Annotated in this window: 24 protein-coding genes; 17 read left to right on the forward strand and 7 right to left on the reverse strand. The window is 66.3% G+C overall.

Annotated features, from left to right (window positions below; translation table 11 throughout):
* The first annotated feature begins 136 nt into the window (after window positions 1-136).
* The 5 genes from CXR00_RS14730 to CXR00_RS14750 all read left to right on the forward strand — a co-directional run bounded on the left by CXR00_RS14730 (window position 137) and on the right by CXR00_RS14750 (window position 4,727).
* Window positions 137-985 carry an NAD(P)-dependent oxidoreductase gene (locus tag CXR00_RS14730; protein ID WP_104055280.1) on the forward strand — a complete coding sequence of 283 codons (849 nt, stop codon included), beginning with the start codon at window positions 137-139 and terminating at the stop codon, window positions 983-985.
* Between the two features lie 77 nt (window positions 986-1,062).
* Complete coding sequence (locus CXR00_RS14735) at window positions 1,063-1,947, forward strand: biotin--[acetyl-CoA-carboxylase] ligase (RefSeq protein WP_104055554.1); 885 nt, start codon at window positions 1,063-1,065, stop codon at window positions 1,945-1,947.
* Window positions 1,944-2,519 (forward strand): PH domain-containing protein, encoded by a 576-nt coding sequence (locus CXR00_RS14740; protein WP_104055281.1) that lies wholly within the window; start codon window positions 1,944-1,946, stop codon window positions 2,517-2,519. Before CXR00_RS14735 ends, CXR00_RS14740 begins: the two co-directional genes overlap by 4 nt.
* A complete protein-coding gene (locus tag CXR00_RS14745; protein WP_237686995.1) occupies window positions 2,512-3,693 on the forward strand; it encodes an adenylate/guanylate cyclase domain-containing protein in 1,182 nt (393 codons plus the stop codon). The genes CXR00_RS14740 and CXR00_RS14745 overlap by 8 nt, the downstream gene beginning before the upstream one ends.
* 200 nt (window positions 3,694-3,893) lie before the next feature.
* Window positions 3,894-4,727, forward strand: coding sequence for a PP2C family serine/threonine-protein phosphatase (locus CXR00_RS14750; RefSeq protein WP_104055282.1), 834 nt, complete (start codon window positions 3,894-3,896; stop codon window positions 4,725-4,727).
* 12 nt (window positions 4,728-4,739) lie between these two features.
* On the opposite strand, the gene eccCa is transcribed toward CXR00_RS14750, so the two are convergent.
* From eccCa to CXR00_RS14770, 4 genes are read right to left on the reverse strand one after another with little or no spacing between them, the layout of a single operon-like run.
* Window positions 4,740-8,738 carry a type VII secretion protein EccCa gene (gene eccCa / locus CXR00_RS14755; protein ID WP_104055283.1) on the reverse strand — a complete coding sequence of 1,333 codons (3,999 nt, stop codon included), beginning with the start codon at window positions 8,736-8,738 and terminating at the stop codon, window positions 4,740-4,742.
* Window positions 8,735-9,868 (reverse strand): hypothetical protein, encoded by a 1,134-nt coding sequence (locus tag CXR00_RS18420; protein WP_219816027.1) that lies wholly within the window; start codon window positions 9,866-9,868, stop codon window positions 8,735-8,737. Before CXR00_RS18420 ends, eccCa begins: the two co-directional genes overlap by 4 nt.
* Window positions 9,865-11,205 carry an EsaB/YukD family protein gene (locus tag CXR00_RS14765; RefSeq protein WP_104055284.1) on the reverse strand — a complete coding sequence of 447 codons (1,341 nt, stop codon included), beginning with the start codon at window positions 11,203-11,205 and terminating at the stop codon, window positions 9,865-9,867. Before CXR00_RS14765 ends, CXR00_RS18420 begins: the two co-directional genes overlap by 4 nt.
* A gap of 5 nt (window positions 11,206-11,210) precedes the next feature.
* Window positions 11,211-11,501 carry a hypothetical protein gene (locus tag CXR00_RS14770; RefSeq protein WP_104055285.1) on the reverse strand — a complete coding sequence of 97 codons (291 nt, stop codon included), beginning with the start codon at window positions 11,499-11,501 and terminating at the stop codon, window positions 11,211-11,213.
* 176 nt (window positions 11,502-11,677) lie between these two features.
* Here CXR00_RS14770 and CXR00_RS14775 point away from each other — a divergent pair, with 176 nt between their 5' ends.
* A complete protein-coding gene (locus tag CXR00_RS14775; protein ID WP_104055286.1) occupies window positions 11,678-11,995 on the forward strand; it encodes a DUF6457 domain-containing protein in 318 nt (105 codons plus the stop codon).
* 112 nt (window positions 11,996-12,107) lie between these two features.
* Here the strand turns inward: CXR00_RS14775 and CXR00_RS14780 are convergent, their stop codons facing one another.
* Window positions 12,108-14,450, reverse strand: a complete 2,343-nt coding sequence (locus CXR00_RS14780) for an FdhF/YdeP family oxidoreductase (protein ID WP_104055558.1) — start codon at window positions 14,448-14,450, stop codon at window positions 12,108-12,110.
* A gap of 220 nt (window positions 14,451-14,670) precedes the next feature.
* Here CXR00_RS14780 and CXR00_RS18330 point away from each other — a divergent pair, with 220 nt between their 5' ends.
* The 5 genes from CXR00_RS18330 (at window position 14,671) to CXR00_RS14800 (ending at window position 18,637) form a co-directional block, all read left to right on the forward strand.
* The gene (locus CXR00_RS18330) at window positions 14,671-14,808 is read left to right on the forward strand and encodes a hypothetical protein (protein WP_181032377.1); all 138 of its coding nucleotides are present in this window, start codon (window positions 14,671-14,673) and stop codon (window positions 14,806-14,808) included.
* The gene (locus CXR00_RS14785; RefSeq protein WP_104055287.1) at window positions 14,808-15,143 is read left to right on the forward strand and encodes a hypothetical protein; all 336 of its coding nucleotides are present in this window, start codon (window positions 14,808-14,810) and stop codon (window positions 15,141-15,143) included. The genes CXR00_RS18330 and CXR00_RS14785 overlap by 1 nt, the downstream gene beginning before the upstream one ends.
* 50 nt (window positions 15,144-15,193) lie before the next feature.
* Complete coding sequence (locus tag CXR00_RS14790) at window positions 15,194-15,499, forward strand: pore-forming ESAT-6 family protein (protein WP_104055288.1); 306 nt, start codon at window positions 15,194-15,196, stop codon at window positions 15,497-15,499.
* A 121-nt stretch (window positions 15,500-15,620) separates the two neighbouring features.
* Complete coding sequence (ligA, locus tag CXR00_RS14795) at window positions 15,621-17,828, forward strand: NAD-dependent DNA ligase LigA (RefSeq protein WP_104055289.1); 2,208 nt, start codon at window positions 15,621-15,623, stop codon at window positions 17,826-17,828.
* Window positions 17,825-18,637, forward strand: coding sequence for an inositol monophosphatase family protein (locus tag CXR00_RS14800; protein WP_104055290.1), 813 nt, complete (start codon window positions 17,825-17,827; stop codon window positions 18,635-18,637). Before ligA ends, CXR00_RS14800 begins: the two co-directional genes overlap by 4 nt.
* A 53-nt stretch (window positions 18,638-18,690) precedes the next feature.
* On the opposite strand, the gene CXR00_RS14805 is transcribed toward CXR00_RS14800, so the two are convergent.
* Window positions 18,691-19,506: a bifunctional 2-polyprenyl-6-hydroxyphenol methylase/3-demethylubiquinol 3-O-methyltransferase UbiG gene (locus CXR00_RS14805; protein WP_219816028.1), complete on the reverse strand. Its 816-nt coding sequence runs from the start codon at window positions 19,504-19,506 to the stop codon at window positions 18,691-18,693.
* Between the two features lie 32 nt (window positions 19,507-19,538).
* Window positions 19,539-19,871: a helix-turn-helix transcriptional regulator gene (locus CXR00_RS14810; RefSeq protein WP_104055291.1), complete on the reverse strand. Its 333-nt coding sequence runs from the start codon at window positions 19,869-19,871 to the stop codon at window positions 19,539-19,541.
* A 197-nt stretch (window positions 19,872-20,068) separates the two neighbouring features.
* Here CXR00_RS14810 and CXR00_RS14815 point away from each other — a divergent pair, with 197 nt between their 5' ends.
* The 6 genes from CXR00_RS14815 to CXR00_RS14840 all read left to right on the forward strand — a co-directional run bounded on the left by CXR00_RS14815 (window position 20,069) and on the right by CXR00_RS14840 (window position 25,726).
* The gene (locus CXR00_RS14815; RefSeq protein ID WP_104055292.1) at window positions 20,069-21,682 is read left to right on the forward strand and encodes an ABC transporter substrate-binding protein; all 1,614 of its coding nucleotides are present in this window, start codon (window positions 20,069-20,071) and stop codon (window positions 21,680-21,682) included.
* A gap of 3 nt (window positions 21,683-21,685) precedes the next feature.
* Window positions 21,686-22,711 (forward strand): ABC transporter permease, encoded by a 1,026-nt coding sequence (locus tag CXR00_RS14820; protein WP_258060507.1) that lies wholly within the window; start codon window positions 21,686-21,688, stop codon window positions 22,709-22,711.
* Window positions 22,704-23,600, forward strand: coding sequence for an ABC transporter permease (locus CXR00_RS14825; RefSeq protein WP_104055293.1), 897 nt, complete (start codon window positions 22,704-22,706; stop codon window positions 23,598-23,600). Before CXR00_RS14820 ends, CXR00_RS14825 begins: the two co-directional genes overlap by 8 nt.
* On the forward strand, window positions 23,597-24,505 hold the full coding sequence (locus tag CXR00_RS14830) for an ABC transporter ATP-binding protein (RefSeq protein WP_104055294.1): 909 nt from the start codon (window positions 23,597-23,599) through the stop codon (window positions 24,503-24,505). Before CXR00_RS14825 ends, CXR00_RS14830 begins: the two co-directional genes overlap by 4 nt.
* Window positions 24,495-25,136, forward strand: coding sequence for an ABC transporter ATP-binding protein (locus CXR00_RS14835; RefSeq protein ID WP_104055295.1), 642 nt, complete (start codon window positions 24,495-24,497; stop codon window positions 25,134-25,136). Before CXR00_RS14830 ends, CXR00_RS14835 begins: the two co-directional genes overlap by 11 nt.
* A gap of 143 nt (window positions 25,137-25,279) precedes the next feature.
* Window positions 25,280-25,726 (forward strand): TraR/DksA C4-type zinc finger protein, encoded by a 447-nt coding sequence (locus CXR00_RS14840; RefSeq protein ID WP_104055296.1) that lies wholly within the window; start codon window positions 25,280-25,282, stop codon window positions 25,724-25,726.
* Window positions 25,727-25,836 lie beyond the last annotated feature (110 nt).

Raw genomic sequence — 25,836 nt, forward strand, 5'->3', positions numbered from 1 at the left:
GATGCAGGCAGGCCCGCTGAACACCGCCTGGCGAAACGCGACCGCGGAACTCCCGTGCCGGGAGTACGGCGAACCGACCGAAATTGGATGTTACTGGTGAGTAACATAATGGGCCCGCGTGCATTAGCCTGTTGCCATGACTTCTCTCACACCTGAATCCACGACCCGTTCCCTCGCCGGGCGCACCATCCTGATGTCCGGCGGCAGCCGCGGCATCGGTCTGGCCATCGCCCTGCGCGCAGCGGCCGACGGCGCCAACATCGCCATCATGGCCAAAACCGCCGAGCCGCACCCGAAGCTGCAGGGCACTGTCTACACTGCGGCCGAGCAGCTGAACGCGGCCGGCGGCAAGGCCCTGCCGATCATTGGCGACGTGCGGAACGACGACGACGTCGCCCGTGCCGTGGCCGAAACGGTGGAGGCCTTCGGGGGCATCGACATCGTCGTCAACAATGCCTCCGCAATCGACCTGCGCGGCACCGATGACATGACCATGAAGAGCTACGACCTCATGGCCGACATCAACACCCGCGGCACGTTCATGCTCTCCAAGTTCTCCCTGGATGCCCTGCGCCGCTCGGAGAACCCCCACATCCTCACGCTTTCGCCCCCGCTGAACCTGGATCCCAAGTGGGCCGGATCCTATCTGGCCTACACGATGGCCAAGTACGGCATGTCGCTGACCACGCTCGGACTCGCGGAGGAACTCAAGGACGACGGCGTCGCAGTGAACTCGCTCTGGCCTGTCACCGCCATTGACACCGCCGCCATCCGCAACCTCGGCGGCGAGACCATGGCAGCGGCCTCGCGCAGCTCCGACATCATGGCCGACGCAGCCCACGCCGTACTGACCCGGCCCAGCCGCGAAGCCACCGGCAACTTCTACACGGATGAGCAGGTGCTGCGCGAAGAGGGCATCACTGATTTCCGTCCGTATTCACTCGGCGCGCCCGAGGACAAGCTCATGCAGGACTTCTTCCTCTAGGTCAACGAAGGACACCGAACCCTGCGGCCGGATCCGGCCGCAGGGCAATGTCGGCAGGCCCGCGTAAGATCGAAGGCATGCAACTGCGTTACTCCAGCATGGAAAGACCCGGGCTCGACCAGGAGCGCCTCCGGGCTGCACTCGTGGCGCCGCAGGGACCCCTGGCGCAGCTGGATGTGGTGCCGGAAACCGGTTCCACGAACACTGATTTGGCAGAGCGGGCGCGCCTTCGCCCCTCCGACGTCCCCGATCTTTCCGTCCTGACGGCGGAGATGCAGACGGCCGGCAGAGGCAGGCTGGGTCGCACGTGGGAGGCTCCGCCGCGCTCGTCGCTGTTTGTCAGCGTCCTGCTCCGCCCGGTCAACGCCGACGGCCGTCCGCTGCCCACCCAGTCCTACGGGTGGCTTTCGCTGCTGGCCGCCCTGGCCCTGGCCGAGTCAGTGGCCCGGCGCACCGGCGTTGAGGCCCGGCTGAAATGGCCCAACGATGTCATGGTGGACGGGCGGAAGCTTGCCGGCGTCCTGGCGCAGCTGGTGATGGATTCCTCCGGTGCCGCTCCCGCCGTCGTGGTGGGGGCCGGCATGAACGTCTCCCTCACCGACGAGGACCTGCCGGTGCCCAGCGCAACGTCGCTGCTCATGGAGTACGCCTCCACCACGGACCGCAACATCCTGCTGGAGGACTACATCCGGGAGCTGGCGGACAAATATGCCCAGTTCCGGGCGGTCGACGGCGATGCCTCCCGCCCGTGGGCGGACGGCACCTCGCTGCTGGAAAAGATCAGTGCCCGCATGGCAACCCTGGGCCAGGAGGTCCGTGCCGAACTTCCCGGCGGCAAGTCCCTGACGGGCCGGGCCGTGTCCCTGGACGCGTACGGATCACTGGTCCTGGTGGACGAAGCCGGTGAGCGGCATTCAGTCGTTGCCGGCGACGTGGTGCACCTGCGCGCCGTTCAGGCGTGAGCATCCGGCTGAATCTGGCGCCGGGGGAGCGGATCATCGTGGCCAGCAGGCCGCACGCCCGCCAGCTGGCCTGGCCCGTGGTCCTGGCCGTGGTGGTGTGCGCGGCGGCCGGTTTCGGCTACGGCTACCTTGACCGGGACGCCCTACCCGGACAGGTTGCCGACTGGCGCGGCTACCTGCAGCCCGCCGTCGTCGTCATTGCGGCGGTCCTGCTGGCCCGGTTTTGTGTGCCTCCCGTGCTGCGCTGGGCGTTTTCGCGGTACATCGTGACCAACCAGCGCCTGATTCACCGGCAGGGCGTGCTGCGGCGGCGGGAGCGCGAACTGTCGTTCGCCTCGGTCTTTCAGCTGGAGGCCTGGCAGACCGTTCCGGACCGCATGCAGCGCTCCGGAACGCTGGTGGTGGATGTGGGCTACGGCCAGACGGTGCATTACGAACATGTCCCGGAAGTGCACAAGTTCAAGGCCATCGTGCTTGCTGCCATAGGTCAGCTGCCCATGACCGCCATGTTTGATGGTGTAGATATTGATGGAGATGGGGAATACGACTACGAAGGGAGGGGCGATGAGTGAGGAAGGCCGCGACGTCGGTGCGGATCCCGAACCCATGACCCTGTCCATGCCCGCTGTCCGCCCCCGAGTCCAGCCCGAAGATGCGGCAAAGCCGGACGCGGAGCGCGGCTCCGGCGAGGCGGCAGGCACAACCAACTCTGCTGTCATTGACCGCGAGGACGTGCGGAAGCTCGAAGCCCAGCTGATCGGCGGGCCGCGAACCCTCAAACGGCGTGAGGCTGCCGCTGAAGCCGGTGTCTCTCTCCTGTCCGCCCGCAAGCTGTGGCGCGCGATGGGCTTTCCCAACCTCGACGACGATGCCGTGTTCTTCACTGAGCAGGACCGCGAGGCCTTGACCACGGTCATTGAACTCGTCCGTGACGAGCAGCTGACCGAAGAGGCAGCTATTTCGATCATGCGCTCCATCGGCCAGATGACGGACCGCATGGTGGTGTGGCAGATCGAGGCGCTCGTTGAGGAAATGGTGGTCCAGCGCGGAATTCCCGACGCCGAGGCCCGCAAGGCACTCGTGGCCGCTCTGCCGGCCCTGATCGAACCGCTGGAAAAGACCCTGGTGTACGCCTGGAAACGGCAGATGAACTCCGCCGTCCAACGGCTGGCACTGCGCGCCGAGGCCGGTCTGGCCAGCCATGACGGCTCCGCTTCGGACGATAACCCGCTGCCGCTGGCCCGCGCCGTGGGCTTCGCGGATCTGGTGTCCTACACCTCCCTGTCACGGCAGATGAATGAAAAGACCCTTGCCCAGATGGTCCAGCGCTTTGAGCACAAATGCGCTGAGATCATTTCGGTGGGCGGCGGCCGACTGGTGAAAACCATCGGTGACGAAGTGCTCTTCAACGCCGAAACCCCTGAAGCCGGAGCCGAGATTTCGCTGGCGCTGGCCAAGGCCTTCACCGAGGATGAACTGCTGCCCGCCGCGCGCGTCTCGCTGGTATGGGGGAGGGTGCTGTCCCGGCTGGGCGACATTTACGGTCCCACCGTGAACCTGGCATCGCGTTTGACGTCCCTGGCCGAGCCCGGAACGGTGCTGACGGATGCCTCCACTGCAGCTGCTCTGCGGAACAATGACCGGTTTATCCTCATTCCGCACCAGCCCCGCAACGTGCGCGGATTCGGGGAAATCCATCCGGTGACCCTGGCCCGCGGGACCGGACCGGGCCTGATCCTGGACTAGCCTGAACCTGGACTAGCCTGAACCTGGACTGGCCTGAACGGGGCTGCACCGGAAAAGTGCGGCCCTTGCAGGGACGGCACGGAATGTTGGCAGCCGGCATCGGGCCGCCACCCAGCAGATTCCGCTAGGGTGATGTGACAAGGCGTAATATGTGTCACTGCTGTGGTCCACACAGCGGGCAGCTTCCGGATAGGGCGTGAATGAACTCCGACGAAACGACATCCCCGGGTTTGGAACTCCGTGCAGTCTTTGGCTACGCCTCAGACCGCGGTTTACGCCGGGAACAGAACGAGGATTCGCTGATCGCCGCGGATCCCGTGTTCGCTGTTGCCGACGGCATGGGCGGACACGAAGCCGGGGAAGTGGCGAGCAGCATCTGCGTCCGCACCCTGGGCGAAGCGGCGTTTGTGGGTGAACACCTTCCGAAGGTGGGAGCCGACGAGCTGCGGGCACTGCTGCGCGAAGCCGATACTCGAATCCGCGAGGCCACCGGGGGCCGTGCCGGCACCACGGTGACCGGAGCGGTCCTGGTCTCCGGGGACGGCGTTCCGTGCTGGCTGGTCTTCAACGTGGGCGACTCCCGCACCTATCGGCTGACCGGGGGAGCGCTGGAACAGATCACCGTGGATCACAGTGAGGTCCAGGAACTGGTGGACATGGGCCAGATTACGCCCGATGAAGCGCTCATCCATCCGCGCCGCCATGTCGTGACACGCGCACTGGGAACAGGCAGCGACACACAGGCAGACTACTGGCTGATCCCGGTGGAACCGGGCGACCGCCTGCTGGTCTGCTCCGACGGATTGACCGGGGAAGTCAGCGACGGGCAGCTGCAGCAGATTCTGTCCTCCGTGGCCAACCCGCAGGATGCCTGCGCCGCCATGGTTCAGGCGGCGCTGCGCTCCGGCGGGCGGGACAACATTACGGTGCTGGTGGTGGATGTCGAGACGGCCAACGAACGCACCGGGCAAGCCGCCGCAGGCGTGTCCAGTGCAGCGGAACCGCAGCCGGCCGCTGTAGCGACGGAATCGTAAACCCGGCCGTCCTTACCCGGGGACCCGGGCGGACTCCTCGTTGAGGAACAGCTGAAGCACCTGAACAGGTTTGCCCGGCTGGATCAGCTGCGCCCGGCCCGGCGGCAGGGTCCGGGCCCGAACCCCGTTAATCAGGGTTCCTTCCGCCCGGTCGCCAGAGAGGATCAGCGCGGCACTGCCGGAATCGCGCAGGGACGTGAAGAAGGGTTCATACATTCCCCGGCTCGCCCCGCGTACCCGGCGCGACAGGACGGCATGCAGCCCGATTTCAGGGGCCAGCGGCAGGAACGGGGTCAACCGGCTCAGCGGCGAGGAACCGCCCGCGGTCAGCACATCGTAGTCATCAATGACCAGCACGATGCGCGGCAGGCCGGCCAGCTCCGCCGGGGCCGCCGAAGCCCGCTTCTCCAGCTCTCCGGCGACGGCGGCTGCGAGCTTTTCCGCCAGGGCTGCGCTGGTGGCATAACCGCCCAGCGATTCACCGGGGACCTCCCCGGTGAGGCTGCGGCGGGGATCGAAGACCGCAAAGACGATGTCCTCGGGTTGATGCTGGGACGTCAGACGGCGGATGACGGACCGCAGGACGTTGGTTTTGCCGGAAGCGTCATCACCCATGATGAGCAAATGCCGTTCCCTGCCGTGCAGGTCGAGGATCTCGGTGCCGAGGTCGGCCTCGCGGAGACCCAGCGGTACGGCGGCCGCTGCTTCGGGGGTGGGGGCTGTTTCGGCGGAAACAGCGGCGGGCAGAATCCGGACCTGCATGGCCCGCTCGCGGGTGGCCGCCGCTACGGCAGCCACCAAATCCTGCAGGCTGCTCGCGGCGGAACCGTCATCTGTCCCGGCATCGATGCGCGGCAGGGCGAAATGGCCCTGCAGCTTGCGGTCCGTCAGTGACCGCCCGGGGCTTCCGGGGCTGACGGCTTCGGCCATCTTGCGTCCGTGGGCGGACTCCCCGGGATCGGCCAGCCGCAGTTCAATCCGGTTGCCGAAGAAGCTCTGCTGCGAGATCCGGATCTCATTCATCCGTGAGCACGTGGCGATGACGTGGATGCCGTAGCCGGCACCGCGGCTGATCAGTGCGTGGACCGGCTTTTCGATGTCTTCAAATTCGTCGCTGAGCTGCCCGTAGCCGTCCAAAACCAGGACGATGTCCGCGCTGGGAAGTTCCGGGATCCCGCCGTCGGCGCACCGCCTGCGGAGGGTGGGCAGCGAATCCACCTGGTATTTCTCAAAGAGGTGTTCGCGGTGGGCAAGCATGGCCAGGAGTTCATCCACTGTCCGGCGGATGACTTCCCGGTTGGTGCGGACGGCCACCCCGCCCACATGGGGGAGCCCTTCCAACGGCAGCAGGGCGCTGCCGAGCAGGTCGATGCCGTAAATACCCACCTCCGCCGGACTGTGGGTCAGCGACAGCGCCGCAACGATGGTGCGCAGCGCCGTGCTTTTCCCGGTTTGGGGGCCGCCCACAATGGCAGCATTGCCGCCGTTGGCTGCCAGGTTCAGCTCCCACATGCCCTGCCACTGCTTGGCCGGGTCATCCAGCAGTCCCACGGGGATCCGCAGGGACCCGCCGCAGGCAAGCCGCAGGCTCTTCTCGGCGGACAGTCCGCCGGCGGCCTGGTCCAGCGCAATGCCGCGGGGCAACGGCGGCAGCCAGATGGGGTCCACCGCCCGCGGGAACATGGAAAGAGTGTCCATGAGCGTGGACAGGACGGTGGGTCCGGTGGTGCGTTTGGAGGCCGACGTCGATGCCGGGCGCGCGTCGTCGGCCGCGGGCTGCGCCTCGAGGGACGCGGCATAACGGGGGACCGGCAGGACCCGGGGCGGCTGGCCGGCGTCGTCCTGCGCGGTTTCCTGCGCGGCTTCCAAGGGGCCGGACACATAACCGGCCTTGAAACGGGTGTACGTGGTGGTGTCCACCTTCAGGTATCCGAAGCCTGGCACCGGGGGCAGATGGAAGGCGTCTGGGGTGTCCAGCACCGTGCGGGATTCGCCCTCGGAGAGTGTCCGCAGCCCAATCCGGTAGGACAGATAGGTGTCCAGGCCGCGGAGTTTGCCGGCCTCGATCCGCTGGCTTGAGAGCAGCAGGTGCACGCCGATGGAGCGGCCGATGCGGCCAATGGACAGGAAGAGCTCAATGAAGTCCGGCCGGGCGGTGAGCAGCTCGCCGAATTCGTCAATGATCACCACCAGGTGCGGCAGCGGGGCCGGCTCCCGTCCCTGTAACTTCAATTCCTGCCGGTACAGCTGATAGTCCGTGATGTTGGCAAGGTTGCCGGCCGCTTTGAGGACTTCCTGCCGGCGCTGGATTTCGCCCGCAAGGCTGGCATACACGCGCTCGATCAGGCTGACGTCATCGGAGAGGTTGGTGATGACGCCAGCCACCTGCGGGGCACCGGCGAACGGGGCAAACGTGGCACCGCCCTTGTAATCGACGAGCACCATGGCCAGGACTTCGGGCGAGTGCGTCGCCAGCAGGCCCACCACCATGCTCCGCAGCATCTCGGACTTGCCGGAACCGGTGGCACCCACACACAGGCCGTGGGGCCCGTGACCAAACTGCGCGGACTCCTTCAAATCCAGCAGGGCCGGCCTCCCGCGGTCATCGGGTCCCAGCGGAACCCGCAGGAAGTCCACCTCGCCGCGGGGCTTCCACAGCCGCCGGATGTCCGCTTCGTCCAGCTGGGGTGAAAGCCCCAGCATTTCCAGGAACCCCTGGGCGGTTTCACTGCTGTCATGCTCCAGGGAATCCGGCGAGAGCCGAAGCGGGGCGAGCTCACGGGCCAGGGCCTCCGCCAGGGGCAGCGGAAGATCGTCCAGGCGGCCGCGTTCGACGGCGGGAAGCACCGCGTCCCCCCGGTAGTTTTCCACGATGAACGCCCCGTCCGGACCGTCGCGGTCTTCGCTGATCCGCACCGAGACTTCTCCCGGTTCCTGATTGCGCTCCGCGACCAGGAACACCGTGGTGATGCCCAGGGAACCGGCCGAGGCTTCCTGGTCCGGCACCTGCAGTTCCGACGGGAGCAGACCGTAGGAGTCGCTGAGCACCAGGAGCCGTGGCAACGCGGTGCCCACGCCGCCGCGCAGGAAGTTCTTACGGGACTCGGCTGCCAGGGTGGAGCGCCGGTGCAGGTCTTCGCTGATTACGTCGCTGAGGTCTTCCGCAGTGGGAGCCAGCCGGCGGACGGGTCCGGTGGCATGGCTGGAACTCTGGTCCGCGAGATGGGGGAGCCAGGTGGCCCACTCCCAGTCGTCCCGCCGGTCAGGCGGTGCGATGAGGGCAAGGTGCAGGTCCTCGGGCGAATGGAACGCCGCGCCTTCGGTGAGCAGGAGCCTGGCTACCCGGGCAACAAACCGGCGGGACCCCACCACTGAGACGTTTCCGGCGCAGTCCAGCGGAACGGTCAGCGGCAGTTCGGGACTGGATTCGTAGCGCTGTTTGAGGATCTCCACTTCGGTGGTCATGAAGGTGTCTGCCTGGGCCAGGGCCGAGCCGGAGCTTTGAATGGTGATGTCCCGGTTGTGCCGGGACCCGGTGCCAATCCGGATCTGGAGGAAATCCTCGTTGTGCCGGCGGCGTTCCCAGAGCCGTTTGGTATCCCTGATGATGTCAAACAGTGCATCCGGCGGCGGGCTGGAGGTCCGGGCCACGGCAAGAGCGGCCTGCTCGTCCGAGCGCAGCGCGGTGCGGCAGCGTTCCAGGTATTCCAGATAGTTCTCCCGTTGCTCCCGGCGCTGTTTTCCCTGCCTGCCGCGCTGGCTGAGCATCATCAGGACAGAGGCAATGATCGTAACGATCATCATCAGTGCTCCCACGGCCGCCAGGGGCGAGCCGCGGAAGAGCATCATGACGGTCATCGAGACGCCGGCACCCAGCAGGGGAACCAGGGACATCATGTTCAGGCCGGTTTTGCCGCCTTCCACGGGAGGCGGGGCATCCAGGGAGAACGCCTCCATGGTCCGTGCCGGAGCGGTGGTCCGTGCGGGCCGGTGCAGGATTCTGGTGCTCATGCCGGAGTTCTCCTCGCCTGCGCAGCTCCGGCAGCTCCGGCAGGTCCGGACCGTCGCGGCCCGGGTCCCGGGCCGGCCACGGCAACGGACAGGACCCGCGACGCCAGGGACACCGCTTCAAGGCGGGTCCGGCGGGCCAGCAGGGCCGGACTTACGGCGGTTCCCGCTGCCAGATGCCGGTCATAGCTCACATGGGCAGCGTCGATGCCGGCACGGCGGAGGGCGGCGGCCTGCCGGGACGCGGACAAGGCGCCGTCCCTGGTGCACTGGACCACCAGCACCAGGAGGGGGACCGAGCCGAGGAGCGGATCGAGGTGCCAACCCGCGGAGTATTCGACGGCGTCCGCCACTCCCGCGGCGCTGGCCGGAGTGACAAAGAGAGCCAGATGGGAGCTTTCCAGGGCCCAGCGGGCCGCCGGAGCTCTGAGCCCTGCGCCGCAGTCGAAAACCGTGATGGGGCAGTAGCGGGAAACCGTCCGGGACAGTAAAGAGGCTGCGGCGTCGGCAGGAACCGGGCCGGTTCCTTCGGAAACGCCTCGGGACGGAATGCCGGGTGCACCGGAGGAAACGCCGTCGAACATCCCGCCGTCATCCTGGCGGCCGGAGAGATTCCGGGCGAGGGGACCGGCGGGTGTCCATGCCGGCGCCGTCGCCCCGGCCGCGGTGTTGCCGGCAACCGAAGTCCCCACGCTCGCACCTGACCGGGCATGGGGGCTCCGGCGTCCGGTGACCAGCAGATTGGCCGGCCCCGCAACCGCCAGCAGGCCCGCCAGCTGCGCCAGTGTGGCAGGGGGATCGGCGTCCAGCCGGGCAGCAACGGCTTCCAGCGACGGAGCGTCCGGCACGCCGAGGCGAAAACCCAGCGTTCCGCTTTCCGGCGCATTGTCGACGGCGGCCACGGCGTCGGCCCGCATGGCCGCGTAAATCCTGGCCAGCAGTGCCGCCGCGGTGGTTCTTCCCGCCCCGCCGCGGGATCCTACGACGGCGATGCGGCGGCCCGTGGTGACCGGCAGCTGGGAACCGGCCGCTGCTTCTGCGAGCCGGCGCGGGTAGTCATCACCGCGGAAAAGATCGGCCGAACCGGTGAGCACGCGGCGCAGCGCGGATTCGGCAGGGCGGGGCACGTTCATGAGAAGCTCCCGGCCAGCTGGCTAAACAGACCAAACATGCCGGCGATCAGGGGAACGGAGGCCAGGATGGAAAAGGTTTCCATCCGCTTGGCCAGCAGACGGAACCGTGCCTGGGTATGGTCGGGGAGCGTGGACGTTAGCGAGACTGCCGCGGTGGCCGCGATCAGCAGCACGGCCACCCCCACAGCCCAGGGCTGGCCGGGCAAGATCCGCAGTGCAGCCGGTACTGCGGCGCCGAGTCCGACGGCGACGGCTAGGTAGAGCGCAACTCGCTGCGGAGCCAGGGGAAAGGACCGGGTGCGCAGGAACAGTGCCAGGGTCAGGGCCAGCAGCAGCGGCAGCGTCCAGTTCTGATCCCGGGTGTCCGTGCCCAGCAGCCACAGTCCGGGAGCCAGGCACAGCGCTGTGATGACGGTGCCCAGGGTCAGCCCGCGGTGTGCGGCGGCCACCGCGTCCCGGGCATCGGTGCGGGCGATGGAACCGCCCTTCGCCCGCTGGTCATCCAGCGTGGCAAGACCGGACGACTCGAGTGCCAGCTTGGGCAGCAGCCCCAGGATGACCGTGCCGGCCAGTGCAGCCAAGGCGGCGGCCCGGACGGCGTCCCCGGTGAGCGCACCGGCAGCGGACCACACTCCTGCGGCCAGGACCAGCGTTGCGGCAGCGCTGAAAAAGGCGCGCGGCTGGGCTGAGAAGGTTCCCAGACCTGCCAGCCCCAGGACCGAGAGCCCGGCCACGATCAGGGCAGCGGCGGGAAGCCGCGCCGGATCGCCGTCGTAAACATGGAGGGCGCCGCCCAGACCGGCAAGCCACCCCGCTCCGAGCAGGGTGGTGCCAAGGGTGCTGCGCGGCTGCAGCTGCCCCGCGCTTGTGCCGGCGGCCAGCCCGAGCAGTGACAGGGCCAGCAGCATCCACCAGGCGGATTCCGGAGCCAGTGCCGCCAGCAGGATTTCGGCGCCGGCCCAGATGCCTGCCGCCATGAAGGTCCCGGCGGTGAGAGCACTGAAACGGCTGTTCCACCGGCCGCCCACAGCACGGGTTTCATCCACCACCAGATCGGTGATGTCATAGACGACGGCGGCCGGCGGAGCTTCCGCGGCGTTGCACAGCAACAGCGATGAACCGTCCAGGACCCGGGCCTGGTTCAAGGACTGTCCGGCGCGGAGTTCCGTGCCGTCACCGGCGACGAGTACCTTGGCCGCCACCTGCGCGGCGGGCACGTCCTCCAGCAGGTTCAGGACCTGGGGGAGGAGAAGCCCCACCGGCTCGTCGGAGGGCAGGAGCAGGTCAACGTGTTTCCGTGAGCCGATCAGGGTGACACGGGTAAAGGCATGGGCCATCGCGTTCAGGCCCCGGACCGGGTGTACTCGGTAAACGGCTGGGACAGGGCATTGCCCTGGCGCTGGGTTTGATCCTCCTGCTTGGCACGGTTTTCGGCCAGCAGGTTGCTGACAAAGGAATACCCCACACAAACCGCGGCAATGACTGCGGCCGCCGCGACGCTAAGGAGGAAGAGCCGGACGCTGTCCATCCAGCGGCGCTCGTTCGGGTTCTCCCCAAAGAGCAGGGCCGTCAGCAGCCGCTGCCGGCGCACGGTGACGGACTCGATGAGCTGATTGTCGTAGTCGCTGGCCATGAAGGTCCCCTCGCCCTTTGGACACGTTGGCTACATCCTTGCACCGCGGACATGATTTCGGTGCGGTCAGGGCCAAGCTGGGGACAACCCTGTGAACGGCTGCCGGAGACTAACGTTGTGCAATCCTGTACCCGGTGCTAAGTCTTGTTGGACCATCCCGCACCGAAGGAGATCTCATGAGCACCAACCCCGGCCCTGAAGAGCGCAACCTCAGCGAATGGAGCCGCCGCCTGACGCAGGCGCTGCAAATCCTGGACCTGGAAGTGGATCACAAAATGCTGGTGGACCTGGCCGAGGAATCATCCGAGAATGTGGGCCCGCACGCCGGTCTCATCAGCACATTCCTCGTGGGGTACGCCGCCGGCCTGTCCAAGACCAGCGGTCGAAAGGCAGCGGAGGAAGCAGTCCAAACAGCTGCCGATACTGCCTTCCAGCTCGCGGCCACAGGTTTGGAAGGACCGGAGGGCGAGGGGTGGAAGGACTCCGCCCAGTAACAGGCGGGCCGACTGGCAGGTAAAAAGGCGGGAGCTTCACCGGTGGAGAAGCTCCCGCCTTTTTGCGGAGTGCGGAGGTTCTTAGCCCCTTGTGCGCCTCCGGGACCGGGACCTAGGCCGGAGCCCGGGTCTTGAAGTCTTCGGCCTGTTCGTGTGCCGGGTCGAGGTTGGGCTCAACGCGCACGAGGACAGTCTTGGACACGGGCGTGTTGCTGCCTTCGGCCACATGGTCCATCGGGACCAGGACGTTGGCCTCGGGGTAGTAGGCGGCAACGCAGCCCTTCGGTGTGGGATACGAGACCACGCGGAACTTGCGCAGGACCCGCTCCACGCCGTCGTGGTGTATTCCGTGGATATCGACGTACTGCCCGTCAGCCAGGCCCAGCTCCGTGATGTCCTGAGCGTTCATGAACAGCACATGCCGGCCCCCGCGGATACCCCGGTAGCGGTCATTGTGCCCGTAGATGGTGGTGTTCCACTGATCGTGGGAGCGCAGTGACTGCAGGATCAGGGTGCCCTCGGGGCGTTCAACGGCTTCCAGGTCATTGACCGTAAGGACCGCCTTGCCGGTGGGTGTGGGGAAGGTCCGTGAATCACGCGGTCCGTTGGGCAGGACAAAGCCGCCCTCGTGGCGGATCCTCTCGTTGTAGTTGTCGCAGCCGTCGACGACGCGGCCGATGTGGTCGCGGATCAGGTCATAGTTCTTCTCGTAGCCCTCCCAGTCGGCGTCGATCCGATCACCGACCACCAGCGCTCCGAGGCGGGAAACGATGGCGGGTTCGGACAATAGATTCTGCGACACCGGGGTCAGGTTTCCGCGCGAAGCGTGCACCACACAGACGGTGTCCTCCACGGATACGAACTGCGGACCGCTTTCCTGGATGTCCTGTTCCGTGCGTCCCTTGGTGGGCAGGATCAGCGCTTCCTCGCCGGTGATCAGGTGGGAGCGGTTCAGCTTGATGGAAATCTGCACCGTCATCTCGGTCTTCTGCATGGCAGCCTCGGCAAACTGCGTGTCGGAGATTGCCGAGATGAGGTTTCCGCCCAGGGCCACGAAGACCTTGATGTGTCCCTCCTGCATCTTGTAGAAGGTTTCCACGGCGTCGACGCCGTGGTCGCGCGGGGGATCGAAGTTGAACTCCTTGCCCAGAGCATCCAGGAAGGCCGGCGGCATCTGCTCCCAGATGCCCATGGTGCGGTCGCCCTGGACATTGCTGTGCCCGCGGATGGGTGCAGCTCCGGCTCCGGGCTTGCCGATATTTCCGCGCAGCAGCAGGAGGTTGATGATTTCCTTGATCGTGGGCACGGCCTTCTTTTGCTGGGTGATGCCCATGGCCCAGGTGATGATGACCTTCTCCGCCCGCAGATACCGGTCGGCGAGTTCGTTGATTTCTTCGATGGGCAGGCCGGTTGCCTCTACTACGGTCTGGTCATCCAGGTGCACCAAGTGCTCTTTCAGGTCGGCCAGGCCTTCACAGTGCTTTTCCAGGAAGTCATGGTCCAGTACAGTGCCCGGGTTCTTCTCCTCGGCTTCGAGGACCCGCTTGGAGATGGCCTGCAGCAGCGCCATGTCCCCGCCCAGACGGATCTGGAGGAACTGATCGGCCAGTTCCGTTCCCTTGCCGGCAATGCCGCGGACTTTCTGCGGGTTCTTATACCGGCGCATACCGGCCTCGGGGAGGGGATTCACGGCAACGATGCTGCCGCCGTTGCGCTTGCATTCCTCCAGAGCGGTCAGCATGCGCGGATGGTTGGTTCCCGGGTTCTGGCCCATCAGGATGATCAGGTCCGCCTTGCCGAAATCATCGTAGGTGACCGTGGCCTTGCCGATGCCGATGGTCTGACCCATGGCCCAGCCGGAGGACTCGTGGCACATGTTGGAGCAGTCGGGCAGGTTGTTGGTGCCAAAGCCGCGCACCAGCAGCTGATACAGGAAGGCTGCCTCGTTGGAGGTGCGGCCGCTGGTGTAGAAGGCGGCCTCATGCGGTGAATCCAGCCCGTTGAGCTTGTCTGCCACGATGCGGAAGGCCTCATCCCAGCTGATCACGCGGTAGTGGTCTTCGCCGGCCGGTTTGTAGACCGGCTCCGTCAGCCGGCCCTGCATGCCCAGCCAGTATTCAGTACGGCCGCGAAGCTCGGTAATGCTGTGCTCAGCCCAGAATTCGGAGGGAATGATGACGGGGGAGGCCTCCCAGGTGACGGCCTTGACGCCCTCTTCGCAGTATTCGAATTTGCTGCGGTGCGACGGGTCCGGCCAGGCGCAGCTGGGGCAGTCGAAGCCGTCCTTCTGGTTCATCTTGAACGTGGCTTCCAGCGCCCGCTTGGCACCCATGTGCTGCACGGCAGGTTTCAGCGAGTGATAGACGGCAGGAATTCCTGCTGCCCATTCTTTCGGAGACGTAACTTGTATGTCCTTCTCATCCACGTTTTCAACGCGGGGTTCCTTCCGGGCCATTCCGTACATCCCTTCGCCGTCCTGCCCTATGCAGTTTCGAACCCGGTCCTTCCCGGCCGAAACGCCTCATCCGTACAAATAGGCCTAGCAGGTGCGGTATCGCATAGCAAGGTTTCCGCCGACGCGCCGCCGAGATCTTCTTTTCCGGACCGGCTCCAAAAGGCGGACATCCCGGGCTCCTGCCGACACTGCGCGGTTATCCACAGGTGCGGATCAGTGCATGGCTTTTTGGGATGCCTCAACGTTGGATGGTGCCACAGGCAGGCGGACGGGCAGCCCCGAAAAGGGTGCGGCGGATCCGGTGCCGGAGGAAACCGGAACGGACGAGGGCGCGGTACGCGCCGAAAGCAGGCAGTGATGAAATTCGATATGGGTTCACAAACGCTGGGAACGCTGACACAGCAAACGGGGTCTTCACACGAGGATCTGGGACAGCTGGTGCGCTCACTGGTGCAGGCAGTGGCTCCGCTGGAGGGCAAATTCAACGGTTCGGGCCGGGTGAAGTTCGACGAATTCAAGGCACGCACGGATGAAGTGGCCAATGAATTGAACGGGTCCCTCGCCGCCATCCTGCTGGGACAGTCGGAAATGGACCGGTCCTTCCAGATGGGAGACCAGGAATCTGCGGATAATGCCCAGCAGCAGCAGGGAGCGGCAAGCTTTGATGCTGCCCGCTTCGGTTCCTCCCGCTGACGTCACCCTAATTCCCAGCAGGTAACTGATAGTTTTCGAAAGGATTTGCCATGTCCCAGGATCGTTTGAGTTATGACACCGATACCTCCGCCGCCGTGCAGGGGGATATCCAGTCCATTGTTGCCCGGCTCGAATCGCTGATCGGCGAGCGGGAAAAAGCGGTCAACTCGGCCATGTCCGACTTCTCCGCCGACGGTGTTTCGGAGGAGTACCAGGCCGTGGAGAACCGGTTCCGCAATGCCGCCAATGAAACCCGCACCATTATCGGGCTGGTGAAGCAGACCCTGAACCTGAATGATCAGACAGCGTCCAGCGCGGGTGCCCGGGCCAAGGGGGCCGTGCAGAACATCGGCTGACGGGTGGCCGCGGGACGGGGGACGCGCGGCGGGGCAGCGGCCGGGAAGGCAGGACTGCCCCGGCGGCGTGGAATGGGGCAAGATTGATTAGGTGAGCACAGCCAAGACATCCCCGGAAACCATGGACACCGCAGCCGCCGTCGAATCGGTCAGCACTGACACCCCGCCCAGCGACAACCTGCGTGAGGAATACCAGGATCTTGCGGACCAGGTGCGCAAATACCGTTTCGCGTACTACAACGAAGACGCTCCGCTCGTCTCCGATGCGGAGTTCGACGAACTGTACCGGCGGCTCGAGGAACTTGAAGCGCTGCATCCGGAACTGGTCACCAACGATTCGCCCACCCAGGAAGTCGGCGGGGAGATCTCAGCGGCGTTCACTCCGGTGGAGCATCTTCAGCGCATGTACAGCCTGGAGGATGTCTTCTCGCTGGATGAACTGGACGCCTGGGTGCGCAAGGCCGAAGCGTCCGTGGCGAACATTGCCCCTGACGCCAAGATCAAGTGGCTGACGGAGCTCAAGATTGACGGCCTGGCCGTGAATCTTCTCTACCGCAACGGGGAGCTTGTCCGGGCGGCCACCCGCGGCGACGGCACCACCGGTGAGGACATTACGCACAACGTGCTCACGATTAAATCCATCCCGCGGGTGCTCACGGGAGAGGACATCCCTGCGGAAATGGAAATCCGCGGGGAGGTCTTCATCCCCTCCAAGGAGTTTGCCCGCCTGAACGAGTCCATGGTTGAAGCCGGAAAGGCGCCGTTTGCGAATCCGCGCAACGCCGCCGCCGGATCGCTGAGGCAGAAGGATCCCGAAGTTACTGCCCGGCGCCCGCTGAGCATGTATGTTCACGGCATCGGCGCCCGTGAGGGATTGTCGGCAGCCAGCCAATCCGAAACCTACGAGCTGCTAAAAGAGTGGGGCCTGCCGACGTCGCCGTATTACAAGGTCCTGGACAGCTACGACGAGGTGCTCAACTACATTGCCGTGAACGGGGAGCACCGCCACGACCTCTCGCACGAGATCGACGGCATTGTGGTCAAGGTGGACGATTTTGCCCTGCAGCGCGCCCTCGGCCACACCTCGCGGGTGCCGCGCTGGTCGGTTGCCTACAAGTACCCGCCGGAGGAAGTGAACACCAAGCTCCTGGACATCCGGGTGAATGTGGGCCGCACCGGCCGCGTCACGCCCTACGGGATGATGACGCCGGTCTCCGTCTCCGGCTCGACCGTGGAAATGGCAACACTGCACAATCAAGACGTGGTCAAGGCCAAGGGCGTCAAGATCGGCGACACCGTGGTGCTGCGCAAGGCCGGTGACGTGATTCCGGAAATCGTGGGCCCCGTCGTCGCCCTCCGGGACGGCAGCGAACGGGACTTCGTAATGCCCACGCACTGCCCTTCCTGCGGCACGGAACTGAAACCGGCCAAGGAAGGGGACGTTGACATCCGCTGCCCCAACGCCAAGTCCTGCCCCTCTCAGCTGCGGGAGCGGGTTTTCCACCTCGCCGGCCGCGGCGCTTTCGATATTGAAGCGCTCGGCTGGGAGGCGGCCATTGCCCTGACGCAGCCCACCGAGCCCCAGATCCCGCCGCTGACCAGTGAGGCCGGCCTGTTTGACCTCAAGGTCGAGGATCTGGCCGATGTGCGGATTGAACGCCCCAAGCGGGTTAAGGGCGTGGTGGACGGCACCGAACTGGTTCCGTACTTCTATTCCAAGGGAACGGCCAAGAAGCCCTCCGAACCCACCGCCACCACCCGCAAGCTCTTTACCGAGCTGGAGAAGGCCAAGACCCAGCCGCTGTGGCGGGTGCTGGTGGCTCTGTCGATTCGGCATGTGGGCCCGACGGCGGCCCGCGCGCTGGCCACCGCGTTTGGTTCCATGGACGCTATCCGTGCCGCCTCGGAAGAGCAGCTGGCCCATGTCGACGGCGTGGGCACCACCATCGCGGCGGCCCTGACGGAGTGGTTCGCCGAGGACTGGCACCGCGAGATCGTGGACCGCTGGGCCGCCGCCGGTGTGCGGATGGCCGACGAACGCGACGAAACGATGCCCCGCACCCTTGAAGGCATGACCATTGTGGTCACCGGAACCCTGCCGAACTTCAGCCGCGACGAGGCAAAGGAAGCCATCATCACCCGCGGAGGGAAGGCCTCCGGGTCGGTCTCCAAGAAAACCGACTATCTGGTGGCGGGGGAGAACGCGGGCACCAAGCTGGACAAGGCGGAGTCCCTCGGTGTGCCGGTGCTGGATGAAGACGGCTTCCGCGCACTGCTGGACGGCACCCTGTCGGAGGAGGACACACGGCAGGAAGAGGGCACGGCATGACGCCGCCGCTTCCGGACCGTGCTGCCGTTCCCGGAGACGATCCGCTGGAGCTTTTGGATGTGGCAAGGGAGGCTGCGGCGGCCGGTGCAGCCGTGCTTGCCCGCCGCACCGCAGACGGCCTGAACGCCGTGAACAAGAGTGCCGCCGGTGACTGGGTCACGGAGTTCGACACGGCCGCCGAGCGTGCCGTCCGCGAGGTCCTGGCCCGCCGCCGTCCGCAGGACGCGGTCACCGGAGAAGAGCTGGACGCCAGCGTGCCGGACAACGCCTCGGGCATCCGCTGGTCCATCGATCCGCTGGACGGCACCACCAACTTCATCCGCAACATCGTCTACTACGCCACCTCTGTGGCGGCAGCGAACGACGACGGCGTCTGGCTGGCCGGCGTCGTCCACGCTCCGGCGCTGGTGCGGGTCTATTCGGCCGCCCGCGGGCACGGCTCCTGGCTGGCCGAGCACGGCAGCGTCCGGCGACTGACGGGCCCGGATCCGGAGCGGGTGGGCAAGCTGCTGGGCACAGGATTCTCCTATGACGGGGGAGTGCGCGACGAGCAGTACGCGGCGCTCGCGGAATTGGCGGCAGGGTATGCCGATGTCCGCCGGCTCGGATCCGCCGCCCTGGACCTGTGTATGGTGGCGGACGGAACCCTGGACGCCTACCTGGAGCGCGGGCTTAACGAATATGACTATGCCGCCGGTGCGCTGATTGCCGAAGAAGCCGGAGTTCCGGTGCGCAGGCCGGGGACTCCGGGCAGCGATGCCGAGCGGCTTCAGGCAGTGACCGCCGCCGGCGCCGCAGTCGTGTCCTGACACCGGGGCTCAGCGGTACCCGTTGGAAACCGGTCTCCGGCCGGGCAGCTGCCTCAGGAAGGCGTGCGCGCCGCCACTATGATTTCCCGGCTGGACGCGGGCTCCAGCGCCCCGCCGTTCCAATCGCCGTACCAGTCCACCTCGCTGAATCCGGCTTTCTCCAACAGCCGGGCCAGCACACCCGAGGGAGTGAATTTGAGGGTGCTGCGGCTGGCAAAGTGCGCGCCGTCGGCCAGGAAACGGGTGCGGTCCTCGAAGGTGACCACAACGCCGTCGGGCTCCTCCACCGCGGCAATCAGCTCCCATTCAACTTCCAGCGTCCCGGCCGAGGATTCCTGCAGCTCCGGCCCCGCACTGCTGCTGTCCCACTCCAGCCAGGCCCTGGCTGCCGGGTTCCGGGACTCAAAGAAGAAGGTTCCGCCGGGCGTCAACCGGGAGCGCACCGCCTCCAGCGTTGACAGGATCTCACCTTCGGTGAGCAGGCATTGAAACGCATGGCCGGTCATGACCGCGGCGTCGAAGGGGCCAGCGGGCAGATCGGCCGCTGTCCCCTCCAGCCAGGTGACCAGCTCGGCGCCGTCGCGCGAACGGGCCGCAGCCAGCATTCCCGGAGCCGGATCAATACCTGTGACGGTATGACCGGCGCGCGCCAGCTCCACGGCAAAGCTGCCCGTGCCGCAGCCGACGTCGGCAATCCTCAGCGGACCTAACTGCTCGCTGAGCGTGCCCAGCATCCCTGCGTAAAAATCGACGTCCCATCGGCCGGCGTTGTCCTCGTCGTAGAGGGCCACCAGACGCGGCTCGTCGTAGTGCGCGTCAACCACTGCAAATCCCCGGTTCTTCGGTGTGCAAAGAAATGCTGTCTGCACCGCAGTTTCCTGCAGTATCAGTTGGCGTGCGATCAGTGCGCATGCGGGGCGCCGATGGTGTGGAGGAGGGTATGCAGCGATTCGTCCACCAGCCGGTAGCGGTGCTCACGGCCTACTTTGTCCACTACCGCCCACCCCCGGTCCCGCAGCGGGCGCAGTGATTGGCTGACCACGGTCTGTGACACCCCGGCGGCGGCGGCCAGCCGGGTCACCGAGATATCCGGACTGAAGTGCAGGCACAGCAGCAGCTTAAGCCGGGTCGGATCGGAAATCAGGTCAAAACGGGCGGCCCATCCCGGCACATCCACGGTGCCGGGTACGTCAGCTACAGCGTCGATGACGGCACCGGGCGGAAGGGGTCTCATACCTCGAAATCCTCGCACACCTCGCATACCTCTGAATCCTTGCAGAGCGCCGCCACGCCGCACAACGGGGTCAGCGCCCCGGGGGAAGGTAACGCAAAGACAAGTTTCAGAGTGTTTTTGGGCGGAGAGGATGGTGGCGGGGTAGGTATTGATTCATCGTTATGTGCACAGGCATGCATACGTCGTCAGGAGCCCACATGTCAGAAATCCGGTGTCGGGACCTGCCCCGGGTAGCAGCAGCAGCCCTGCTGCTGCTAGTAGTGGCCGGCTGCGTAGCGGCCCCGGAGGAGTCCCCGGACAGTGCAGCCCTGGTGCTTGCGGATGCAAATGAACTTGGCCGGTTCAATCCCGTGGGAGGCCATGGAGACAGCGGACAGTCGCAAATCTATGACGGGCTCCTGCGGCTCGCGCCCACGGACGGTTCCTCATCCCTGCCGGACCTCGTCCCCTGGCTGGCAACAGAGATGCCGCAGAGCAACGCCGAAGGCACCCAATGGACTGTCCGTCTCCGCGACGGCGTGGAGTTCACCGACGGCACCGCGCTGGACGCCGAGGATGTTGCTGCCACGTATAAGGCCGTCATCGACCCGGCCTCGGCCTCCGAACTGGCCCCTTCCTATGACATGCTTCAGGACGTCACCACCGGACCGGACGGAACCGTCACCTTCACCCTGAAATATCCTTACTCGGGATTCGCCAGCCGATTGCTGCTGGGCATTGCGCCGTCGGAGCGGTTGATGCCGGGGCTGGCCGCCGAATCATCCCTGAACACCGACCCGGTGGGGACAGGCCCCTATACGCTCACGTCGCTGCGCCCCGATGAGCTGGTCCTGAGCGCCAATGAGGACTACTGGAACGGTGCTCCGGAAGTGAAAACGGTGACGATCATCCGCGTGCCTGATGACAACTCGCGGGCCCAGCGGCTTCAGTCGGGAGAGATTGACGGAACCGTCCTGCCGCCGCGGCTGGCCGCAGCTTACGAGGATAAGACCGGGTATTCCCATGAAGCCGTGGGCACAGCTGATTGGCGGGGACTGTCCCTGCCCTCCGGCAACGCCTTCGCCAGCGACCCCCAAGCGGTTCTGGCCATGAACCTGGCGGTTGACCGCGCGGGCATGGTGGACCACGTACTGGACGGCCGCGGCGTTCCCGCCCACACCCCGGTGGCATCCGTCTACGGGAACGCCTTCGATCCGGAGGCCGTCTTTCCGTTTGACCCCGAGGGTGCCAAAGCGCTCCTCGACGATGCCGGCTGGGTCGCGGGTGAGGACGGAGTGCGGACCAGGGATGGTGTACGGGCGGCCTTTGAACTGGCGTACAACGCCAGTGACACCCTCCGGCGGGACCTGTCGCTGGCGTTTGCCTCGGACATGTCCAAGCTCGGGGTGGACGTCACGCTTCTCGGCACGGACTGGAACGTCATCGAGGAACGGCGCAACGACGTCGGAATCCTCCTGGGCGGCGGCGACAAGCCCTATGACCTGGACTCGCAGCTGTTCGAGACCCTGCATACGGCAGTCCCGGGAACAGGTTCACCCTTTGCCAATCCGGGCAACACCGGCAGCGCTGAGATGGACGCCCACCTGGAGGCAGCCCGGAAAAGTGCGGATCCCGCAGAACGGACAGCCCACTACCGGGCCGTCCAGGACCTGTACATCCAGCAACCCGGCTACGTCATGCTGGCCTTCGTCAACCACAACTACATACAGCGGGATATGGGCTGGGAAAACGTCCAGACCGTCCTGGAACCGCATGCCCACGACGTCGGGTGGGGCTTCTGGTGGAGCCTGCGCGACTGGACGCGGGAGTAGCCGGTGCCCGCGGAAGCACCGCTGCTGCCCAGCCGGCGGGAGCGCCGCAGGCACCGGCGCGCGGATCTGCGAATCATCATCTTCCGCCGGTGTGTCCTCGCGGTGCCCGTGGTCCTGGGTGTGAGCCTGCTGGTTTTCCTGCTGGCCGGTATCTCGCCCTTCGATCCGCTGGCCGCCTACCTGGGGGACCGGTATGTGCAGGCGTCGGTTGAACAGCGGCGGCAGCTCACTGAGGCCCTCAACCTGGAGACCTCCTGGTTCTGGGCGTGGTGGCAGTGGATCGGTTCGGCGCTGACCGGCGACTTGGGCTATTCGCGGGTGTTCCGGCAGCCGGTGACGGCGGTGCTGTCCGAGCGCCTGCCCTGGACTCTGCTGGTCGCCGGAACCGGATTGTTCCTTGCCGTGGTCTCTTCACTCCTGGCAGCAGTGCGGTGCGCACACCGTCCGGGCGGACTGCTGGACCGGGCCGTGGGCGCCGCGGCGACCGTCCTCCAGGGACTGCCTCCGTTTGTCATATCGCTGGGACTGCTGGGAATCTTCGTTGTTGCCACCGGGTGGTTCCCCGGCGGAGGACTGACGGATCCCGGGGCCGAGCTCAGCGCCGGTCAGGTGGCACGGCACATGGTGCTGCCGGTCCTGGCCACAGCACTGTCGCAGCTGCCGTGGCTGGTGCTTTCCCTGCGTGCCTCCACGGCAGGGATCCTGGGGTCCGACGCCGTGCGCGGGGCCCGGCTCCGCGGGCTGCCCGAGCGGACCGTGGTCCGCAAACATGTGCTGCCCGCAGCGCTGGCGCCGTTCATCGCCGTGCTCGGATCCAGGCTTCCGGAAGTGATCGTTGGCGCCGTGCTGATCGAGACGGTGTTTTCCTGGCCGGGACTGGCTGCCGCCGTGGTGTCCTCAGCGCAGGCACTGGACTTTGCCCTGCTGGCCGCGCTCACAGTGCTGACCACCGTCGCCGTTCTGGGAGCATCCCTGCTTGCGGACCTTCTGTACGTGCTGCTCGATCCGAGGGTGACCGCCGATGTCTAGTCCCAGAATTTCCAGTCCCGCGACTTCCAGTTCCGGAGGCGCACCCGTTCTGCGCGAGGTGGTTCCCCCGGAGCGCCGCCGCGCCGGAAAGCGGGCCGGTGCCTTCCTGGGTGCGGCCGTGTTGGCCGGAATCGTTGCCTATGCCGTGCTGGTTCCGATGCTGGCGGGCACCGACCAGAAGCTGACCGATTTCAGCTCAGCCCGCCTGCCGCCGTCGTCCGCCCATCTGTTCGGAACAGACCATGCCGGCCGCGACTTGTTTGTCCGCCTGGCTTCCGGGCTGCGGGTCTCGCTGCTGATCGCCGTGCTCTGTGCGGTGCTGGCGATGGTCCTGGGAATGCTGGTGGGTGCGGTGTCGGCGGCGCTGGGCGGCCGCGCGGACCGGATCATCATGCGGTGCATCGATGCCGTCAATGCTGTTCCGCATCTGCTGCTGGGAGTGGTGATCGTGGCCATGTTCAGGGGATCGGTGACGGCCATCATTGCCTCGATCGCCCTAACGCACTGGACACAGGTTGCAAGGATCGTCCGCGCAGAAGTCTTGTCCCTGCGCGGCCTTGAGTATGTGGAAGCGTCCTATCTCCTTGGCGGGACGCGGGCCCAGGTGCTTTGGCGGCATTTCCTCCCCGCGGCTCTGGGACAGGGAACGGTGGCTACCGTGATGCTCCTGCCGCATGCCATCTGGCACGAATCCACCCTTTCCTTCCTGGGCCTTGGCCTGTCCCCGGACCGGGCCTCCCTGGGCACACTGCTCCAGGAGGCGCAGGCGGAAGTGATGCTCGGCGGATGGTGGGCGCTGGCGTTCCCCGCGCTGCTTCTCGTCTGCACCACCCTGGCAATCGCTGCCTGCGGGGCCGGGCTCGTATCCAAAACAGGAGGCCGCTCATGAGTGTTGCCATTAGGGCCAAAGGACACACTGTCCGGATACCGGTGAACATCCGCGGGAAGGCGGGGTGGGTGCACGCGGCAACCGATGTTGACTTCACCGCTTGCCGCGGCAGGGTCCATGCCGTCGTGGGGGAGTCCGGCTGCGGAAAGACAACCCTGGCCACTGCAATCCTCGGCATGCTGCCGGCGGGCACGCTGGCCGGGGGACAACTGGAATACGTTGACCGTGACGGACGGGTGACAGCTCTGACCGGTGCGGGGCGTGCCGCGGCCGCCCGGACAGCCGGGCTGCGGGGGCGGGAGATCGGCTACGTGCCGCAGTCCGCCGCCACCTATCTCACCCCGGTCCGCCGGGTGGGAGCACAGCTGCGGGAAACACTTCGCGAGCTTCGGGGAAAGGCCACCGCGCAGGAACTGCTGGCCCGGGTCAATTTGGACCCGGGGGCGATGGACGCGTTTCCGCATGAGCTGAGCGGCGGCATGCTGCAGCGTGCAGCCCTTGCCTTCGCCCTTGCCGGGGACCCGGATGTGCTGGTGGCGGACGAACCGATCTCCGGCCTGGACCCGCATCTGGCGCAGCTCACCCTGGGACTGCTTCGCGCCACAGCGGACGCCGGCACCGCCGTCGTCCTGATCACCCATGACCTGCAGGCGCTCGCCGAGTCCCGCACCGCCGACGAACTCTCCGTTATGTACGCGGGGCGGATCATTGAGACCGGTCCGGCGGCGCGGATCCTCACTGCGCCGGCCGAGCCCTACACCATGGATCTGCTCGCGGCCCTTCCCGCCAACGGGCTGCATCCGATGCCGGGCCTGCCCCCGGAACTGACAAATCTGCCGCCGGACTATACGTACGCGGACCGGCTGCGGGCCGCCGCAGAACTGGAGGCGGACCATGCCCGGTGAGCTGAGTGCGGTGAACGTGGGGTTCTCCTACGGCGGCAGGACGGTGCTGCGGAACGTGAGCCTGAGCATCGGGGCGGGCAGCCAAGTTGGTCTGGCCGGGCCCTCGGGCAGCGGCAAAACGACGCTGGCCCGGGTGCTGGCCGGCCTGATGCCGCCGTCGACCGGGCACGTGACCTGCAACGGTGCGACTGTCCAGGCGGCGGGTGACGGCGCAGTCGCCATGCTGTTCCAGTCTCCACGGCGGTCCTGCAGCCCCCGCATGACGCTGCGCGCAGTGATCGCCGAGGGGATGATGGGCGGTGGCCGCGGTTCCGGCCGGCGCAGGGAAGTGGACGCAGGCGTGCGGCAGTTCGCCGCCAGGGTCCAGCTGACCGGCGACCTGCTGGACCGGTATCCGCATGAGGTGTCCGACGGTCAGCTCCAGCGGGCCTGCCTTGCCCGTTCCTTGGCCGCCGAACCCGATTACCTCATCTGCGACGAGGCAACCGCCATGCTTGATGCCGCCACCACTGCCGCAGTGGTCCGGATTATCGGCGAGGAGGTCACTGCCCGCGGCCTCGGGGTCCTGGCACTGAGCCATGACCGCGAGCTGCTGGATGCCTGGTGCGGGAGGATCACGCACCTTTCGTAAGTACCCGTTACTGTGCGTTTGCTGTGCCGGTTCCGCCCAGCTTTAAGCCCTGAGGGGAGAGGCCGTCGCAGGGGCGGGACTTTCCGGGCAAGGCGCGGATAATTAGGGACACTTGCTTGGCATTTTCGGACCAGGAGGAATCCATGACCCGTAAGACAACTGCTGCCCCCCGGAAGACATCCACTGCCGCAGCTGCGCGAGTCCCGGCGCCCAAGCGTCCCACCCCTGCCGATTTGGACACAGCCCATTTCGCCGAGCTGCTGGACGAGCGCATCGGCCAGGCCCGGGAAAAGATTGCCGCCGTCGTGGCGGACATCCGCGAAGTGACCCTGGCTGCCAAGGACACACCGGCCGACGACGAACATGACCCCGAGGGCTCCACCGTCTCCGTTGAACGCAACAATGAAATGGCACTGCTCGCCGCCGGCGAAGAGTCGCTGATTGAGCTGCTGGATGCACGGGTCCGGCTGGACGAAGGTGCCTACGGGGTGTGTGAAATGTGCGGCAATCCGATCCCTTCCGAGCGCCTGGAAATTCGGCCTGAAGCACGCTTTTGCGTTACCTGCGCCGCGGCTGCCCGGCGCCGCTGACCGGCTGCCGCCAAACAGCCGTGTCCGGCATCACCGCCGGCGAAGGACCGGTGATCTGCGGAGCTAGAATCTACGGTGGAAATCAAGAACCACGTAAGGATTCGTAACGC

The sequence above is a fragment of the Arthrobacter sp. 9E16 genome, from assembly GCF_002929435.1.
Classification (GTDB): Bacteria; Actinomycetota; Actinomycetes; order Actinomycetales; family Micrococcaceae; genus Arthrobacter_B; species Arthrobacter_B sunyaminii.

Bases quoted from the DNA above. Each gene is read 5' to 3' on its own strand.
- CXR00_RS14730 (WP_104055280.1), top strand. From the start codon at position 137: ATGACTTCTCTCACACCTGAATCCACGACCCGTTCCCTCGCCGGGCGC.
- CXR00_RS14735 (WP_104055554.1), top strand. From the start codon at position 1,063: ATGCAACTGCGTTACTCCAGCATGGAAAGACCCGGGCTCGACCAGGAG.
- CXR00_RS14745 (WP_237686995.1), top strand. From the start codon at position 2,512: ATGAGTGAGGAAGGCCGCGACGTCGGTGCGGATCCCGAACCCATGACC.
- CXR00_RS14750 (WP_104055282.1), top strand. From the start codon at position 3,894: ATGAACTCCGACGAAACGACATCCCCGGGTTTGGAACTCCGTGCAGTC.
- eccCa (WP_104055283.1), bottom strand. From the start codon at position 8,738: ATGAGCACCAGAATCCTGCACCGGCCCGCACGGACCACCGCTCCGGCA.
- CXR00_RS18420 (WP_219816027.1), bottom strand. From the start codon at position 9,868: ATGAACGTGCCCCGCCCTGCCGAATCCGCGCTGCGCCGCGTGCTCACC.
- CXR00_RS14765 (WP_104055284.1), bottom strand. From the start codon at position 11,205: ATGGCCCATGCCTTTACCCGTGTCACCCTGATCGGCTCACGGAAACAC.
- CXR00_RS14770 (WP_104055285.1), bottom strand. From the start codon at position 11,501: ATGGCCAGCGACTACGACAATCAGCTCATCGAGTCCGTCACCGTGCGC.
- CXR00_RS14775 (WP_104055286.1), top strand. From the start codon at position 11,678: ATGAGCACCAACCCCGGCCCTGAAGAGCGCAACCTCAGCGAATGGAGC.
- CXR00_RS14780 (WP_104055558.1), bottom strand. From the start codon at position 14,450: ATGGCCCGGAAGGAACCCCGCGTTGAAAACGTGGATGAGAAGGACATA.
- CXR00_RS18330 (WP_181032377.1), top strand. From the start codon at position 14,671: ATGGCTTTTTGGGATGCCTCAACGTTGGATGGTGCCACAGGCAGGCGG.
- CXR00_RS14785 (WP_104055287.1), top strand. From the start codon at position 14,808: ATGAAATTCGATATGGGTTCACAAACGCTGGGAACGCTGACACAGCAA.
- CXR00_RS14790 (WP_104055288.1), top strand. From the start codon at position 15,194: ATGTCCCAGGATCGTTTGAGTTATGACACCGATACCTCCGCCGCCGTG.
- ligA (WP_104055289.1), top strand. From the start codon at position 15,621: ATGGACACCGCAGCCGCCGTCGAATCGGTCAGCACTGACACCCCGCCC.
- CXR00_RS14800 (WP_104055290.1), top strand. From the start codon at position 17,825: ATGACGCCGCCGCTTCCGGACCGTGCTGCCGTTCCCGGAGACGATCCG.
- CXR00_RS14810 (WP_104055291.1), bottom strand. From the start codon at position 19,871: ATGAGACCCCTTCCGCCCGGTGCCGTCATCGACGCTGTAGCTGACGTA.
- CXR00_RS14815 (WP_104055292.1), top strand. From the start codon at position 20,069: ATGTCAGAAATCCGGTGTCGGGACCTGCCCCGGGTAGCAGCAGCAGCC.
- CXR00_RS14825 (WP_104055293.1), top strand. From the start codon at position 22,704: ATGTCTAGTCCCAGAATTTCCAGTCCCGCGACTTCCAGTTCCGGAGGC.
- CXR00_RS14830 (WP_104055294.1), top strand. From the start codon at position 23,597: ATGAGTGTTGCCATTAGGGCCAAAGGACACACTGTCCGGATACCGGTG.
- CXR00_RS14835 (WP_104055295.1), top strand. From the start codon at position 24,495: ATGCCCGGTGAGCTGAGTGCGGTGAACGTGGGGTTCTCCTACGGCGGC.
- CXR00_RS14840 (WP_104055296.1), top strand. From the start codon at position 25,280: ATGACCCGTAAGACAACTGCTGCCCCCCGGAAGACATCCACTGCCGCA.